This is a genomic window from Endozoicomonas sp. G2_2, from assembly GCF_017744135.1.
Lineage (GTDB): Bacteria > Pseudomonadota > Gammaproteobacteria > Nevskiales > Salinisphaeraceae > Salinisphaera.
In genome coordinates this window covers 137,013-151,952 of record NZ_JAGHQU010000002.1, presented here as the reverse complement: position 1 = coordinate 151,952, position 14,940 = coordinate 137,013, and the positions used below count along the sequence as shown (strand labels likewise).

The 14,940-nt window shown below is 64.4% G+C and carries 13 protein-coding genes; 6 read left to right on the top strand and 7 right to left on the bottom strand.

What is annotated here, in order from left to right; all coding sequences use genetic code 11:
• Window positions 1-12 precede the first annotated feature (12 nt).
• From fabF to fabD, 4 genes are all read right to left on the bottom strand, one after another.
• Window positions 13-1,254, bottom strand: coding sequence for a beta-ketoacyl-ACP synthase II (gene fabF / locus J7355_RS02895; protein WP_209059792.1), 1,242 nt, complete (start codon window positions 1,252-1,254; stop codon window positions 13-15).
• 105 nt (window positions 1,255-1,359) lie between these two features.
• Complete coding sequence (gene acpP, locus J7355_RS02890; RefSeq protein WP_006912784.1) at window positions 1,360-1,599, bottom strand: acyl carrier protein; 240 nt, start codon at window positions 1,597-1,599, stop codon at window positions 1,360-1,362.
• 101 nt (window positions 1,600-1,700) lie between these two features.
• Window positions 1,701-2,456, bottom strand: coding sequence for a 3-oxoacyl-ACP reductase FabG (gene fabG, locus J7355_RS02885; protein WP_209059789.1), 756 nt, complete (start codon window positions 2,454-2,456; stop codon window positions 1,701-1,703).
• A gap of 44 nt (window positions 2,457-2,500) precedes the next feature.
• Window positions 2,501-3,463 carry an ACP S-malonyltransferase gene (gene fabD / locus J7355_RS02880; protein WP_209059785.1) on the bottom strand — a complete coding sequence of 321 codons (963 nt, stop codon included), beginning with the start codon at window positions 3,461-3,463 and terminating at the stop codon, window positions 2,501-2,503.
• Between the two features lie 104 nt (window positions 3,464-3,567).
• On the opposite strand from fabD, the gene J7355_RS02875 reads away from it, so the two are divergent.
• From J7355_RS02875 to acnA, 4 genes are all read left to right on the top strand, one after another.
• Window positions 3,568-4,026: an NUDIX hydrolase gene (locus tag J7355_RS02875; RefSeq protein WP_209059783.1), complete on the top strand. Its 459-nt coding sequence runs from the start codon at window positions 3,568-3,570 to the stop codon at window positions 4,024-4,026.
• Window positions 4,010-5,176: a tRNA 2-thiouridine(34) synthase MnmA gene (gene mnmA / locus J7355_RS02870; RefSeq protein WP_247739728.1), complete on the top strand. Its 1,167-nt coding sequence runs from the start codon at window positions 4,010-4,012 to the stop codon at window positions 5,174-5,176. Before J7355_RS02875 ends, mnmA begins: the two co-directional genes overlap by 17 nt.
• Window positions 5,173-5,802, top strand: a complete 630-nt coding sequence (locus J7355_RS02865) for a DUF489 family protein (RefSeq protein ID WP_209059780.1) — start codon at window positions 5,173-5,175, stop codon at window positions 5,800-5,802. Before mnmA ends, J7355_RS02865 begins: the two co-directional genes overlap by 4 nt.
• Window positions 5,803-5,940: 138 nt before the next feature.
• Window positions 5,941-8,679, top strand: coding sequence for an aconitate hydratase AcnA (gene acnA, locus J7355_RS02860; RefSeq protein WP_209059779.1), 2,739 nt, complete (start codon window positions 5,941-5,943; stop codon window positions 8,677-8,679).
• Window positions 8,680-8,860: 181 nt separating this feature from the next.
• Here the strand turns inward: acnA and J7355_RS02855 are convergent, their stop codons facing one another.
• Both J7355_RS02855 and J7355_RS17980 read right to left on the bottom strand, forming a co-directional pair.
• On the bottom strand, window positions 8,861-10,978 hold the full coding sequence (locus J7355_RS02855; protein WP_209059778.1) for an EAL domain-containing protein: 2,118 nt from the start codon (window positions 10,976-10,978) through the stop codon (window positions 8,861-8,863).
• 234 nt (window positions 10,979-11,212) lie between these two features.
• Entirely contained in the window at window positions 11,213-12,010 is a 798-nt protein-coding gene (locus J7355_RS17980; protein WP_209059777.1) for a PilZ domain-containing protein, read from the bottom strand.
• Window positions 12,011-12,422: 412 nt separating this feature from the next.
• Here J7355_RS17980 and J7355_RS02845 point away from each other — a divergent pair, with 412 nt between their 5' ends.
• Window positions 12,423-12,629 (top strand): cold-shock protein, encoded by a 207-nt coding sequence (locus J7355_RS02845; RefSeq protein ID WP_209060148.1) that lies wholly within the window; start codon window positions 12,423-12,425, stop codon window positions 12,627-12,629.
• 374 nt (window positions 12,630-13,003) lie between these two features.
• Window positions 13,004-13,459 (top strand): YaiI/YqxD family protein, encoded by a 456-nt coding sequence (locus tag J7355_RS02840; protein WP_209059776.1) that lies wholly within the window; start codon window positions 13,004-13,006, stop codon window positions 13,457-13,459.
• Window positions 13,460-13,503: 44 nt separating this feature from the next.
• Here J7355_RS02840 and eat read toward each other — a convergent pair whose 3' ends face one another.
• Entirely contained in the window at window positions 13,504-14,931 is a 1,428-nt protein-coding gene (eat, locus tag J7355_RS02835) for an ethanolamine permease (RefSeq protein ID WP_209059775.1), read from the bottom strand.
• Window positions 14,932-14,940 lie beyond the last annotated feature (9 nt).

Below are 14,940 nucleotides of genomic sequence, written 5' to 3'. Positions count from 1 at the left end.
CGGGCAGACCGCTCAATCGAGACGCTTGAAGATCAGTGACCCGTTGGTCCCGCCGAACCCGAATGAATTCGACAAGGCGGCGTCGATGCGCATCTGGCGTGCCTCGTGAGGCACATAGTCCAGATTGCAGCCCTCGGCGGGATTGTCGAGATTGATTGTCGGCGGCGCCACCTGATCGCGGATCGCGAGCAGCGTGAAGATCGCCTCCGCGGAACCCGCCGCGCCGAGCATGTGCCCGGTCATCGACTTGGTCGAGCTGACGGCGACATTCTTGGCCGCATCACCGAGCACGGATTCGATCGACTGGCTTTCGGACACATCACCCACGTTCGTGGACGTGCCGTGGGCATTGATGTACTGCAGCTCGTCCGGGTTCATTTCGGCATCGGCCAGCGCATGGGTCATGCACTGACGCGCGCCGCGCCCGCTCGGCTGCGTGATGTGGTGGGCGTCGCCGCTCATGCCGAAGCCGACGACCTCGCCGTAGATATTCGCGCCACGCGCCCTGGCCTGCTCGTACTCTTCGAGCATCACCACGCCGGCGCCATCGGACAGCACGAAACCATCGCGGTCGACATCCCACGGCCGGCTCGCCGCCTGCGGGTCGTCGTTGCGGCTGGACAGGGCCCGCGCAGCACAGAAGCCGGCCAGCCCGATCGGGTTAACGGCCATCTCGCAGCCACCCGAAAGCATGGCATCGGCATCACCGGCAGCGATAAGGCGTGCGGCGAGACCGATGTTGTGCACGCCCGTGGTACAGGCGGACACCGCCGCGATGTTCGGCCCGTGCAGGTTCAGCTGTATGGATACCTGCCCGGCCGCCATGTTGGCGATACTGGAAGGAATGAAGAAGGGCGACACCTTCTTCGCGCTGTAGTCGGCCTCGTGGAAGCCGACACAGGTCTTGAGGATGGTCCCGATACCCCCGATACCGGAACCCACGGCCACGCCGACCCGGTCGTTGTACTCGTCGTCGAGTTCCAGACCGCTGTCGTTGAAAGCCTGTACCGACGCCGCAACACCGTAGTGCACGAACGGGTCGTAACGCTTGGCTTCCTTGGCCGACATGTACTGGGTGACGTCGAAGTCACGAATCGGCCCGCCAAACTGCGTCGGATAGCCCGACACATCGAAGCTGTCGATGGTCGAAATGCCGCTGCGCCCGGCCAGGATCGCCGACCAGCTCGAAGCCACATCCAGGCCCATCGGGGATATCAGACCCAGCCCGGTAACCACTACGCGACGCTGTTTCAACGGGGGCCCCCTAGTTGCTCGAATCGCCGCGCGTGGCGGCGGAGTGAAGAGTCTGGTCGGCCGATCCGTCACCGGCCGCCAACGCGAAGTCTCTCGCCGGGCGTTTTAGCCTTCGGCGTGGGACTTGATGTAATCGACCGCGTCCTTGACGTTGACGATCTTCTCGGCTTCCTCGTCGGGAATGTCGATCTCGAACTCTTCTTCGAGGGCCATGACCAGTTCCACGGTATCCAGGGAATCCGCACCGAGATCGTCGACGAACGACGCTTCCGAGGTGACCTGGTCTTCGCTGACCGAAAGCTGTTCGGCAATGATCTTCTGTACTCGTTCTTCAACGCTACTCATCGGACTCTCTCCTGATTGACTATGGTTTACGCGTCTAGCGCGCGCATTCGCCCTCGCGAACCGCGCGCCATTCTAGGGAAAAAGGGTGGGCCTCGCCAGATTCAGGAACCCATATACAGGCCGCCGTTGACGCTGAGCGTCTCGCCGGTGATGTAGGCGGCCGATGGGGAAACCAGAAACGCGACGCTTGCGGCGATGTCGTCGACGCTGCCCAGACGCTGCAATGGGATCTGCTCCAGCATCGTTTCGCGGGTCTTTTCGTCGAGATCGCGGGTCATGTCGGTTTCGATGAAGCCGGGTGCGATGGCGTTGACCGTAATCTGACGCGATCCGACTTCCCGTGCAAGCGACCGGGTAAAACCCAGCAGCCCGGCCTTGGCCGCGCTGTAGTTCGTCTGACCGGCGTTACCCATCAGACCGACCACTGAGGCCACGTTCACGATGCGCCCGCCGCGCGCCTTCATCATGCCGCGCAGCGCCGCCTTCGATACGCGGAACACGCCCGACAGATTGGCGTCCAGCACCGACTGCCAGTCGTCTTCCTTCATGCGCATGAGCAGGTTGTCGCGCGTGATCGCGGCATTGTTCACGACGATGGTGGGCGCGCCGTATGCTTTGGTGATGTCCTTGATCAGCGCTGCGACGCCGTCTTCGTCGGTCACGTCCAGGCGACGCCCCGCGCCCGCTACTGCGGCCTGGCCGAGGTGTTCGTCGATACGCTGCGCGCCATCGTCGCTGGTCGCGGTGCCGACAACCGTGGCGCCGTCGGCCGCCAGGCGGTCGGCGATCGCGGCGCCGATGCCGCGCGATGCGCCGGTCACCAGGGCCACCTGGCCGGAAAGAGTGCGTTCTGTCATGTCGTTCCTGTGTCGCTCAGGCCTGTCTCGATTGCAACGAACGGCTATTCGTCGTCGTTCTGTGTGGCCGTCAGGGCCTGGCGCAGATTTTCGGTATCCGACAAGGCGAAGGACGTCACGCTCTTATCGATGCGCTTGTTCAGGCCGGTGAGCACCTTGCCCGGTCCGCACTCCAGAAACAATTCGCAATTAGCCGCACGCATGGTGCGAATGGTGTCTGCCCAGAGCACCGACTGGGCAAGCTGGCGCACCAGCGCCTTGCGAATGCCGTCGACGTCCTCGCGTGGCTGCGCGTCGACATTGTGCAGCACGGTCAGCTTGGGCTGACGCAGGGGAATCTCGAGCAGATGCGCCTGCAACCGCTCCGCGGCCGGCTGCATGAGCGCGCAGTGCGACGGCACGCTCACGGCCAGCGGCTTGACCAGCTTTGCACCCTTGTCCTTGGCGATACGCCCGGCCGTGGCCACGGCGTCTGCGTGCCCGGCGATAACGACCTGAAGCGGCGCGTTGAAATTGGCGGCCGACACCACGAGGGCGTCGCTCGCGTGCTCCTGCTCGGCCTGCGAACAGGCCTCGCGAACCGCGTCATCGTCCAGGCCGATCACGGCCGACATCGCACCCTCGTCCGGGCCCACGGCGTTCTGCATGGCCTTGCCACGCATACGCGTCAACCGCAGCGCGTCGCCAAAATCGAGCGCGTCGGCTGCGACCAGCGCCGTGTATTCGCCGAGACTGTGCCCGGCGAGAAACTCGGGCGTGCGCCCGCCGCGGCTCTGCCAGACACGCCAGGCAGCCACGCCGGCAGTGACCAGCGCGGGCTGGGTGTATTCGGTCTGATCGAGGCGGCCTTCGCTGTCGTTGTTGATCAGATCGGCGACGTCGTAGCCCAGCGCGTCACTGGCTTCAGCGTAGGTCTCGCCGACGACCGCGTAGCGCTCGGCGAGCGCCGAAAGCATACCGGCCGACTGGGCCCCCTGACCGGGAAAAAGCATCCCGAAACGCGACATAAGAATCGTCGTGAACAAGCGATGGCGGCATCATACCCACCCGTTCTGGTCTTGGCCACGTGAAAAGCGGCTTTGCTAGAATCGCGGTTCTTATAGCCCGGATCATGGCGAGGCTGCCCTTGGTTCATGCCGAACTTACCGTTGCCGCGATCGTGCGCGTGGACGACCGATACCTGGTCGTCGAGGAATTCGCCCACGGCGAACGTGTGATCAATCAGCCGGCCGGTCATGTCGAATCGGGCGAGACGATTCTCGATGCGGTCGTGCGCGAAACCCGGGAGGAAACGGCCTGGGGCTTCACGCCCACCGGCCTGGTCGGCATGTACTACTGGCCGCACGACGACGGCCGCACGACACTGCGCTTCGCGTTCTGCGGCGAGGTGTTCGGTCACGCCGGCGATCAGTCGCTCGACGAGGGGATCATCGCCGCCCATTGGCTGACCCGTGACGAGCTCGCCCGCCGCGACGATCTGCGCAGCCCGCTGGTGCTGCGCGCGATCGAGGATTTCAGCACCTGCGAGCCGCTACCGCTCGACCGGGTGCAGCATGTTCACGGCCGCTGACATGGCGCCCACGTTCTGGCAGAAACCGCCCGCCGAAACCCGCGTGATCGTGGGTCTTTCCGGCGGTGTGGACTCCTCGGTTACGGCCCTGCAGCTGGTTGAAGCCGGTTATCAGGTCGAAGGCCTGTTCATGTTCAACTGGAGCGAGGACGAAGCCGGCCGCTGCCAGGCCGCCGACGACTTCGACGACGCCGCTGCAGTGTGCGAAGCGCTCGACATCCCGCTGCACCGGGCGGATTTCTCGCGCGAGTACAAGGCGCGCGTGTTCCGCTATTTTCTCGACAGCTACGCGGCCGGGCGCACGCCCAATCCGGATGTGCTGTGCAACCGCGAGATCAAGTTCGACGCGTTTCTCCATCACGCCGAACGACTTGGCGCCGACGCGATCGCCACCGGTCACTATGCCCGTCTCGAGCATGACGCGAACGGCACCCGTCTGCTGCGCGGGCGCGATCCGGGCAAGGACCAGTCCTATTTTCTGGCCGCGGTGCCCATGGCCGCGCTCGAGCGCACGCTGTTTCCGCTGGGCGAGACCCGGAAGACGGACGTGCGCGCCATCGCCCGCGCGGCCGGTTTGCCGATTCACGACAAGCCGGACAGCACCGGCGTGTGTTTTATCGGCGAGCGCGATTTCGAGGGCTTTCTGCGCCAGTACCTGTCCGGCCGTGCCGGCCCGGTACGTGTCGCGGGCGGCGCGCTCGACGGCCGAACCATCGGCGAACACGCCGGGCTGATCTACTACACGATCGGCCAGCGCAAGGGCCTGGGCCTTGGCGGCGTCGCCGGCGCCTCCGACGCGCCCTGGTATGTGGCCGCCAAGGATCTGGAGCGCGATACGCTCTGGGTGACCCAGGATCACGCCCATCCCGCGCTCCTCGAGAAGACGTTGACCAGCATCGCGCCGCACTGGCTGATCGAAGCCCCCGTGTTTCCGTTTCGCTGCGCCGCTCAGGTACGCTACCGCCAGCGCGCGATCGACTGTGTTGTCGACGAGGGCCCGGACGGCGGCCTCGTGGTCGAGTTCGACACGCCGCCGCGCGCCATCGCCCCCGGTCAATACGCCGTGTTCTATGACGGCGATCAGTGTCTGGGCAGTGCCGAGATCCTGCACGCCGGACGGCCCGATTTTCGAGTTTCAGCGAGCGCATGAGCGAACAGCAAACGCACACCCTGCGTGACCAGGCCCTCTCCCTGGCCGGCGTGGCGCAATTTGCGCTCTACGCGCACGAACTCGCCTCCGACGGCCGCGATCTGCCGCAGCGCATGGAGGTTGCACAGCATGCCATCTTCTCGACCGATCCGGATTCGGTGGTCGATGTGTATGGCGATCTGTCGAGCGTGGGCGACGGTATCGCCTATCTGAAGGGGCAGCTGGCCGGCCACAAGCCGGACCAGAAGGCCGCCCTGGTCGCCCGCTACATCGGCCAGATCCTGCGCCTGTCCGGCGCGCTGCTCAAGGACGACGCGGCGCTGAGCCGGATTCGCGGCGCGATCGATCGCGCACGACTGGCGGAGGCCGCAGACGTGCCGGCGATTCTCGACGACGCCTATCGCGACAGCATCAGCCCGGTGAAACCCCGAATCATGCTGCACGGCCACCCGACCTATCTGCAGAACGAGGCTATACAGGCGCGTGCGCGTACCCAGCTCATGGCAGCCGTGCGTTGCGCGATCATGTGGCGGCAGTGCGGCGGCGGCTTCATTACCCTGTTCTTCCGCCGCAAGGCGCTGCTCAAGTCACTGGAAAGCATCGGTCCGAGCGCGCCGGTACGCTGACGCCATTCCTGCCCGCGCGCGCATCCAGCTGCTTGTCTGCAGGGCTGCGCCGGAAAACGCTATAATGCGCAGCGTTTTCAAGAGCCCGGACTCGTACCGGGCCGAAGATCCACCGAGTGTCTTTGGAGATAAGAACCTATGACGGACAGTTTCAATACACGCTCGCAGTTCACTGCCGGCGATCGCAGTTTCGACTACTTCAGCCTGCCGAAGCTCCAGGAGCAGTTCCCGGGCGTGGCGAAGCTGCCCTACGCGCAGAAGATCCTGCTCGAGAACCTGCTCCGTCATGAAGACGGTTCCAACGTCGACGCCGACGACATCAAGGCGCTGGCCAACTGGGATGCCAAGGCCGAGCCGGATACCGAGATCGCCTTCACGCCCGCGCGCGTCGTGCTGCAGGACTTTACCGGCGTGCCGGCGGTGGTCGATCTGGCCGCGATGCGCGATGCCATGGCCAACCTCGGTGGCAGCCCCGACAAGATCAATCCGCTGTCGCCGGCCGAACTGGTCATCGACCACTCGGTGATGGTCGACGAGTACGGCAGCGACAAGGCGTTCGATCTGAACGCCAAACTCGAGTTCAACCGCAACAAGGAGCGCTATGCGTTCCTGCGCTGGGGTCAGGGTGCGTTCGACAATTTCAAGGTCGTGCCGCCGGACACCGGCATCGTGCACCAAGTCAACCTCGAATACCTGGCCCGCGTGGTCTTCGGCAATGAAGACACGAACCTGGCCTACCCGGACACGCTGGTCGGCACCGACAGCCACACCACCATGATCAACGGCGTGGGCGTGCTCGGCTGGGGCGTGGGCGGCATCGAAGCCGAAGCGGCCATGCTCGGCCAGCCGATCACCATGCTCATTCCGCAGGTCGTCGGCTTCAAGCTCAAGGGCAAGCTCGCCGAAGGCACCACCGCGACCGACCTCGTGCTGACCGTCACCGAGATGCTGCGCGCCAAGGGCGTGGTCGGCAAATTCGTCGAGTTCTTCGGCGACGGCCTGGCCGATCTGCCGCTGGCCGATCGCGCGACGATCGCCAACATGGCCCCGGAATACGGCGCCACCTGCGGCATCTTCCCGGTCGACGGCGAAACCATTCGCTACATGGAACTCACCGGTCGTCCGCAGGAGCAGCTGGATCTGGTCGAGGCCTATGCCAAGGCCCAGGGCCTGTGGCGCGAGGAAGGCCAGCCGGATGCGGACTACACCGATGTGCTGGAACTGGACCTGTCGACGGTTCAGCCGTCGCTGGCCGGCCCCAAGCGCCCGCAGGATCGCGTGCTGCTGACCGACATGCAGAAAACCTACCGCCGCGAGGTCGAGCCGTTCATGGCTAACCGCGCGGAGAAGCAGGAAAAGAGCATGGCCGAGGCCAAGCAGCAGAGCGAAGCCGGCCTGGCCTCGAACGACATCGGCGGCCCCACGCACGCACCGGTGACGTACAAGGAAGCAGAATTCGATCTGCACGACGGTTCGGTCGTGATCGCAGCGATTACATCCTGCACGAACACCTCCAACCCCGCTGTGATGATCGGCGCTGGCCTTCTGGCCCGCAATGCGATCCAAAAGGGCCTTCAGGTCAAGCCCTGGGTCAAGACTTCGCTGGCGCCCGGTTCCAAGGTCGTGACCGAGTATCTCGAAAAGGCCGGTCTCGACGACGACCTGGACAAGCTCGGTTTCCAGCTCGTCGGCTACGGCTGCACCACCTGCATCGGCAACTCCGGCCCGCTGCCGGAACCGATCGGCGAAGCCGTGCGCGAGCATGACCTCAACGTCGCCTCGGTGTTGTCGGGCAACCGCAACTTCGAAGGGCGCGTGCACGGCGACGTGCGCATGAACTTCCTGGCCAGCCCGCCGCTCGTGGTGGCCTATGCGCTGGCCGGCACCATCGACACCGATCTAACCAGCGACCCGCTGGGTCAGGATGCCGACGGCAACGACGTTTACCTGAAGGATCTCTGGCCGTCGCAGAAAGAAATCTACGACACCATCGGCAGCTCGCTGAACTCCGAGATGTTCAAGGACAGCTACGGCGACGTCTTCGCCGGCGACTCCCGCTGGAAGGGCCTGGACGTGCCGGAGGGCGAAATCTTCGACTGGGACGAGACCAGCACCTACGTGCAGAACCCGCCCTATTTCGAAGGCATGTCGGTCGACGTCGACGACATTCCGACCATCCAGAACGCACGTTGCCTGGCCCTGCTCGGCGACTCGATCACGACCGACCATATCTCCCCGGCCGGCGCGATCACGAAGGACTCCCCCGCGGGTCAGTACCTGCAGGAGAAAGGCGTCAAGCCATCGGACTTCAACAGCTACGGTTCGCGTCGTGGCAACCACGAAGTCATGATGCGCGGCACCTTTGCCAATGTGCGCCTGCGCAACCTGCTGGCGCCCGGCACCGAAGGCGGCTGGACACGTCATCAGCCCTCGGGCGATGAAATGTTCATCTACGACGCCGCCATGCAGTACAAGGATGAAGGTACGCCGCTGGTGGTTCTTGCCGGCAAGGAGTACGGCACCGGCTCGTCGCGTGACTGGGCCGCCAAGGGCACCCTGCTGCTCGGCGTCAAGACCGTGATCGCCCAGTCCTTCGAGCGCATTCATCGCTCGAACCTGGTCGGCATGGGCGTGCTGCCGCTGCAGTTCAAGGAAGGCGATAGCGCCGATTCCCTGGGGCTCGACGGTACCGAGACCTTCGATATCGAGGGCCTGTCTGCAGGTGCCACGAGCGTGACCGTGAAGGCGACGAAGGAAGGTGGCGAGACCTCCGAATTCGAAGCCAAGGTCCGGATCGACACGCCGAAGGAGTGGGACTACTACCAGAACGGCGGCATCCTGCACTACGTGCTGCGCCAGCTGGCCAAGGCGGCCTGATAACAGGCGCCACCCGCTCGCAGCCAAAGCCTGCGATAAAGCCCCGCTTCGGCGGGGCTTTTTTTATGCCGTGATCGGATCGATTCGCCTTGGGCTTAGCGCGGCTGACCGCGTCTCGATGGCGAGAAAGGCGCCGCTTTGGGCTGAGGCATTCGCCTGCAGACTAGCCGCGGTTCTGCTATCAGGCCCCCGGCAGCAGGTGAATCGTCGCCCGTCCTTCGCGCGCTGACTGGCGGGCGATGATATTGCCGAAATCCTCGACAGGTACGGGTCGGCTCAAGAGAAAACCCTGCACCTCGTCGCAGTTCAGACTGTCGAGAAATGCCATCTGCTCTTCAGTCTCGACGCCCTCGGCAACCACCCGCAGCCGCAGGGCATGCGCGAGCCCGATGATGGAACGCACGATCTCGACATGATCGCCGTCGCAGCTGCCGAGATCCTTGATGAAGGAGCGGTCGATCTTCAGCTGCTGGATCGGCAGCTGGCGAAGGTAAGACAGACTCGAGTGCCCGGTGCCGAAATCGTCGAGGGCCACGCGCACTCCCATCGCGCTGAAGCGTTTGAGGGCCTCGACCGCCCGCAGAATCTCGCGTACCGCCAGCGATTCGGTGATCTCGAACATGAGATACCCGGCATCGACGTTGTGCTGTTCGAGGCAGGCCTGCGTACGCTCCGGCAGATCCTCGTTGTGAATGCGAATCGCGGAGAGATTCACCGAGATCGGCGGCACGGTGAGCCCCTGATCCAGCCAGCGCCGTATCTGGGCGCAGACCGAATCCAGCACCCAGCTTTCGAGATCGTTGATCAAGCCCGTGCGCTCGGCGATGCCGATGAACTTGTCGGGCGGGATCATCCCTTTTTCGGGATGCTGCCAGCGCACCAGTGCCTCGGCGCCGGTAAGCTGGCGGTCACGCGTCGAATATTTGGGCTGGTAGTGGACCACCAGTTCGCCGTCCCGGATCGCGCCCCGCAGATCCTCCTGGACGGCATATTCCTCGGCGATACGCGTGGCCATGTCGCCGTGATAGGGCTGGTAGCAGTTCTTGCCCTTGTTCTTGGCCATGTACATGGCGACATCGGCCGCGGTCACCAGATCCGATAGTTTCGTCCCGTCGTCGGGGCATGTGGCCGAACCGATACTGGCCGACAAGCTCGTGGTCCCCTGCTGGATATGAGCGACCGCATCGAGCAGCTTTTCGCAGATCTGCGCGATCCCCGCGCGTGACGACACACCTTCGAGCACGAGAATGAACTCGTCGCCGCCCATGCGGGCGACCGTGTCGCTATGGCGTACAACCGCCGTCATGGCGGCAGCCGCGCGCTTGAGCAGCACATCGCCGGCATCATGGCCAAGCTGGTCGTTGATGACCTTGAAACCGTCGAGGTCCACATAGATCACCGCGAACGGCTCGTCGTGTTCGCGCCAGCGCGCGAGCGCGTCCTCGATGGTCTCGTGCAGCAGGTTGCGGTTCGCCAGATTGGTCAGCGGATCGTGACGACTGGCATGGCGCAGATTCGAATTGGCCTGGCTGAGCGAGCGCACCAGCTGCGCGGTATGGTTTTCCAGCCGTCGATCCAGCGCCGCCGCGGTCAACGCGGTCCCGAGCAGCAGAATTGTGCAGGCGCCGACGAGCGTGGCCAGCCACTCACTGTCGAGCTGCGACGCCGCGCCGCAGATACTGCCGATGGGAAACTGCGCGGCGACCATGCCGGTGTAGTGCATGCCCACGATCGCAGCGCCCATGACCACCGCGGCTGTCGCCTTGCCGGCAAAACCGCGCAGACGGCTCGCGTCGCGCAGTACAAACGCGATCCACAGCGCCGCGCCGGACACGCCGAGGGCAACCAGCAGCGACAGCACGACCCAGAGCGGGTCGTAGACGATACCGGGCTCCATGAGCATGGCGGCCATGCCGGTGTAATGCATGCCCGCGATACTGGCCGCCATGAACACGGCGCCGAGGATCAAGCGCGCGCGCGACATCTGGCTGCGGCTGGCGACCAGCAGCGCGATCGAGGAGGCGATCACGGCCATCACCCACGACAGCGCCGTAATCTCGAAGTCGTACCCCATTTCGATCGGCAGATCGAAGGCGAGCATGCCGATGAAATGCATCGACCAGATACCCGTGCCCATGCAGACCGCGCCCGCGGCAAGCCAGGCGTAGGCATCACGGGTGCGCGAAGCGCTGACGCGACCGACCAGATCGAGCGCGGTATAGGACGCCAGGATTGCCACGACGATGGCCAGCGCCGTGACCCGGTAGTCGTAGGTACCGAACATGTAATCGATGCCCAAGATCGTCGCTCCTATCTCGATGAACGCATCACGCGGGACGTGTTCAGCCAAGAAACCGCGGCATGATCGACCTGGTGCGTGCGTCGGCGACCGGAAGTACGCCGTGGCGCCGACCGCAGCACAGGTCGTTGCCTATAGATCGGCCGCGTCACACGATTCTTGAGCGCAGACGATCGCCCGGACCGCTTCGTGCGCAAGGGCTCAACGCCCGAAGACCGAGCCATGGGCGGCCGATCAGACGGCAGGCATGTCGCCGTCGGCCTCGAACAGGCGCGACGCTGCGAGCGGGCGCATCTCCGGTCGCGCGCTTGCCTGGCGCGCCTGCTCCCGCTCGACTTCGCGCACATAGAACCAAACGTCCCGCGACTCCTTCTCGAGGCCGATATCGAAACTCACGCCGATATAGGCCCGCTGCGCGTCGGTATCGATATGGCTGTGGCTGAGTTGGCTTGCGGCCTCGAAGGTTTCGCCATTGGGAAAGCAGGCACGCGCCCGGTAGCGCACATCGCCGAACTCGAGGCCGTGGACGTCGTCCGCCGGCAGACTCAACAAGCAGCCGCCAATGGACAGGTCGTGCAGGGTGGCCTTCCATTCGTTTCCGCGCGAATCACGCAACAGGACGGCCACGCGCATCCCCTGCCCCAGCGCCGCGCGGAAATAGCTGCGCCGCTTGAGAAACGTGATCTGACCCGGCAGCTCGCAGCGCAGGCCGAGGCGGGTCGAGCGTTGCAGGACCTCGACGGTTCGCATCGCGCTCGTCTGCATGACGGCGGATGCCTGGCGCGCGTGCAGCACGAACCACCGGTCGGCGCCGAGCATACGATTGAGGTCCCCGATACCCGTGATATCGAGCAGACATCGGCCGAGTACCCGATCGACGGTCATCACGCTGATCGGATAATGAATCAGTGTGCCGTCGAAACGCAGGGTCACTTCGTGCGCGTTGCGTGTCAGGTCGACAAAGGCATCGGCAATTGCTTGCGGTGCCTCGATTTCCGCGTAGCGCGCATTCGACATGGCAACGGTTTCCACTGGCTTTCGGTTCGCTGGACGCAGACCTATCGGCGGCGCGCGCGTTTCGCTTTAATGCCCAGCCTCGTTAGTCACGCGGCCCGCGCGATGACGACCGCGGGCGGGATTTGGGCGCGGCCCGCCCGCCGGCCAGGCACGGAACCCGGTGAGGCAGCGCGGATTCAAACAATCGGGTTGCGCCACGTCTGCTGTGGCGCATGACGGGTGTGGCCGGCCCTAGGTATCTGGCATGGGAGTGATTCTTCACCCGGTTGCCTGCAATCTAGCGGGATTCTCCAAGGCGGATCAGTCCGCTGCTGCAATTGTTGCGACAGGCTTGCTGATGGTTTCCTTCGCGTTGCGCCGGGCCGACCGCTACACTGTTGGCGCAGAAATCTGCAATCAATCAGTTCGATCAAGCAAAGAGAAAATTATGGCCAAAGGCACCGTTAAGTGGTTCAGCTCCGAAAAGGGCTATGGCTTCATCGCTCCCGAGGATGGCAGCAAGGACCTTTTCGTACACCACTCTGAAATTCAGAACGGCGGCGGCTTTGCCACCCTCGAAGACGGCCAGGCGGTCGAGTTCGAAGTCGGCGAAGGCAGAAAAGGACCGTGCGCCAACAAGGTGGTCGCGGTTTAAGACCCATGCATCGCGGTTGCCCTGCTACATTTTCGTGGCAGGCACACCGGACGGATCGCCCGGCGATCTGCCCCTGCACGTGACCGATCGATGCAACAGCACCGAATCCTAGCGATTCAAAACCACTGCATGTCGGGGAGCAGCAGCGAAATCCCGTGCTCCGTCGGAGGCGGGAATCTACTCGTCAATGCTTTCCGACATGTGGCGGAGGCGGTGCCGAACCGCCCCATTCCCATCTTTGCGTACCCGATAATTGCGCGGCTGACTGCTGGCGTAACGACACGGCCGGTATGGCTTTTCCATAGCCGTGACCATGCCGCAAGCCATACACAAGTCTGCCGCGTGCCTGCGGCATAAGCGCCAACGAGCGTCTTATGAACATCTGGGTCGATGCCGACGCCTGCCCCGGCGTCATCAAGGACATTCTCTTTCGCGCCGCGCGCCGCACCGGCATGACGCTGACGCTGGTCGCGAACCAGCCGATCCGCGTGCCGCGATCGCCAAACATCGCGGCCATCCAGGTGGCTGCGGGCTTTGACGTCGCGGACAACGAGATCGTCAAACGTGTCGCGGCGGGCGACCTCGTGATCACCGCGGACATACCGCTGGCCGCCGAAGCCGTCGAACGTGGCGCGCTGGCGCTCAGTCCACGCGGCGAACTCTATACGCATGACAACGTCAAGGCACGTCTGAACATGCGCGACTTCATGGACAGCCTGCGGGGCGCGGGCGTGGATACCGGCGGCCCGCCACCGCTTCACCCGAACGATCGTCACGCCTTTGCGCAGAAGTTGGATCAGCTGCTCGCAAAACGGCCGACACGCCACTGAGCCGGCGCGCATAAGCCCTCACGGCGACGCGCGGCGCCCTGTAGCTAGCTCGAACCCTCTGCCGCGCCCTCGCCGTCAAGATCCGATTCCGCCCGCGCGAGTAGCGCGAATTCTTCCTCGGCCGTCTTGGCGACCAGATGATGCCGGCTGAAAAGAAAGAAATACGCCGCGCCGACAGCAAACAGGATCAGCGTGTAGCCAAACGCCCGCGGATCGAATGCATAGACGCCGGTCAGCGCGACCAGCGACAGCACGAGCGCAATCCCCGAAGTCACGATGCCACCGGGCGTGCGGTACGGCCGCTCGAGCTGCGGCTGATTCACGCGCAGCAGGATATGGCTCAGGGCCATGAGCGCGTAGGACAGTGTCGCGCCGACAACGGCCATGCCCAGAATCAGATCACCCGCGCCGCTCAACGACACGAGGAATCCCAGTACGCCGGGCACGATCAAGGCCCAGGACGGCGCCTTGCGGGAACTCGTCAGCGACAGAAACTGCGGCAGGTAGCCCGCGCGCGAGAGCGCGAAAACGAGACGACTGTAGCCGTAGATGATCGAGAAGAAAGAGGCGATCAGCCCGGCAAGGCCGAGCACATTGACGACCGTGCCCAGCGTTTCGCTGCCGCTTTCCTTGAGCGCGGTCACCAGCGGCACGCCGCTCTCGCCGATCGCCTGGGCGCCCGCCGCACCAGCGAGCAGAAACAGCACGAGCACTGCCGTTCCCAGCAGGAAGATCATTGCGCCGATAATGCCCTTGGGCACATCGCGGGCCGGGTTCTTGGCCTCCTCTGCCGCCAGCGGAACCCCTTCCACCGCGAGGAAAAGCCACATGCCGAAAGGCAACGCTGCCCATACACCATACCAGCCCATCGGCAGAAAGCTCGATGCGCCGACCGCATCGGTGGTTGCCATGTCGAACAGGTTGGCGGTATCGAAATCGCCGATCAGTGCGATGGCGGTCGCGAGAATCGCGAAAACCGCGAGGCCGCTGATGACCATCATGACTTTCAGCGCTTCGCCGACACCGGCAAGATGAATGGCGATGAACACGGCATAGAAGACGGCATACACCACCGGGCCGTTCACCCCCAGCAGTTCCTCCACCGCGGCCCCGATGAAGATGACGATCGCCGCCGGCGCGAGCGCATACTCGATGAGCACGGCGAGCCCGGTGAGATATCCCCCGGCCGGCCCCATGGCCTGACGGGCGAAGCTGTAGCCGCCGCCGGCGGCCGGAATGGCGGCCGACATCTCGGCAAGCGACAGGACGAGCGTGAAATACATCAAGGCCATCAAGGCCGCGGCAATGGCGAAACCGCCCCAGCCGGCTTCCGCGATGCCGAAGTTCCAGCCGGCGAAATCCCCGGAGATGACATAAGACACGCCAAGACCGGCAAGCAGCACCCATCCGGCCGTGCCACGGCGGAGCTGGCGTTTGGCCAGATAGTCGTCGTCCAGTCCTTCTGCCGCCATGACCGTACC

Excerpts from the sequence above, each read along its gene's own strand:
- acpP (WP_006912784.1), bottom strand. The coding sequence starts at position 1,599 with ATGAGTAGCGTTGAAGAACGAGTACAGAAGATCATTGCCGAACAGCTT.
- fabG (WP_209059789.1), bottom strand. The coding sequence starts at position 2,456 with ATGACAGAACGCACTCTTTCCGGCCAGGTGGCCCTGGTGACCGGCGCA.
- fabD (WP_209059785.1), bottom strand. The coding sequence starts at position 3,463 with ATGTCGCGTTTCGGGATGCTTTTTCCCGGTCAGGGGGCCCAGTCGGCC.
- J7355_RS02875 (WP_209059783.1), top strand. The coding sequence starts at position 3,568 with ATGGCGAGGCTGCCCTTGGTTCATGCCGAACTTACCGTTGCCGCGATC.
- mnmA (WP_247739728.1), top strand. The coding sequence starts at position 4,010 with ATGTTCACGGCCGCTGACATGGCGCCCACGTTCTGGCAGAAACCGCCC.
- J7355_RS02865 (WP_209059780.1), top strand. The coding sequence starts at position 5,173 with ATGAGCGAACAGCAAACGCACACCCTGCGTGACCAGGCCCTCTCCCTG.
- acnA (WP_209059779.1), top strand. The coding sequence starts at position 5,941 with ATGACGGACAGTTTCAATACACGCTCGCAGTTCACTGCCGGCGATCGC.
- J7355_RS02845 (WP_209060148.1), top strand. The coding sequence starts at position 12,423 with ATGGCCAAAGGCACCGTTAAGTGGTTCAGCTCCGAAAAGGGCTATGGC.
- J7355_RS02840 (WP_209059776.1), top strand. The coding sequence starts at position 13,004 with ATGAACATCTGGGTCGATGCCGACGCCTGCCCCGGCGTCATCAAGGAC.
- eat (WP_209059775.1), bottom strand. The coding sequence starts at position 14,931 with ATGGCGGCAGAAGGACTGGACGACGACTATCTGGCCAAACGCCAGCTC.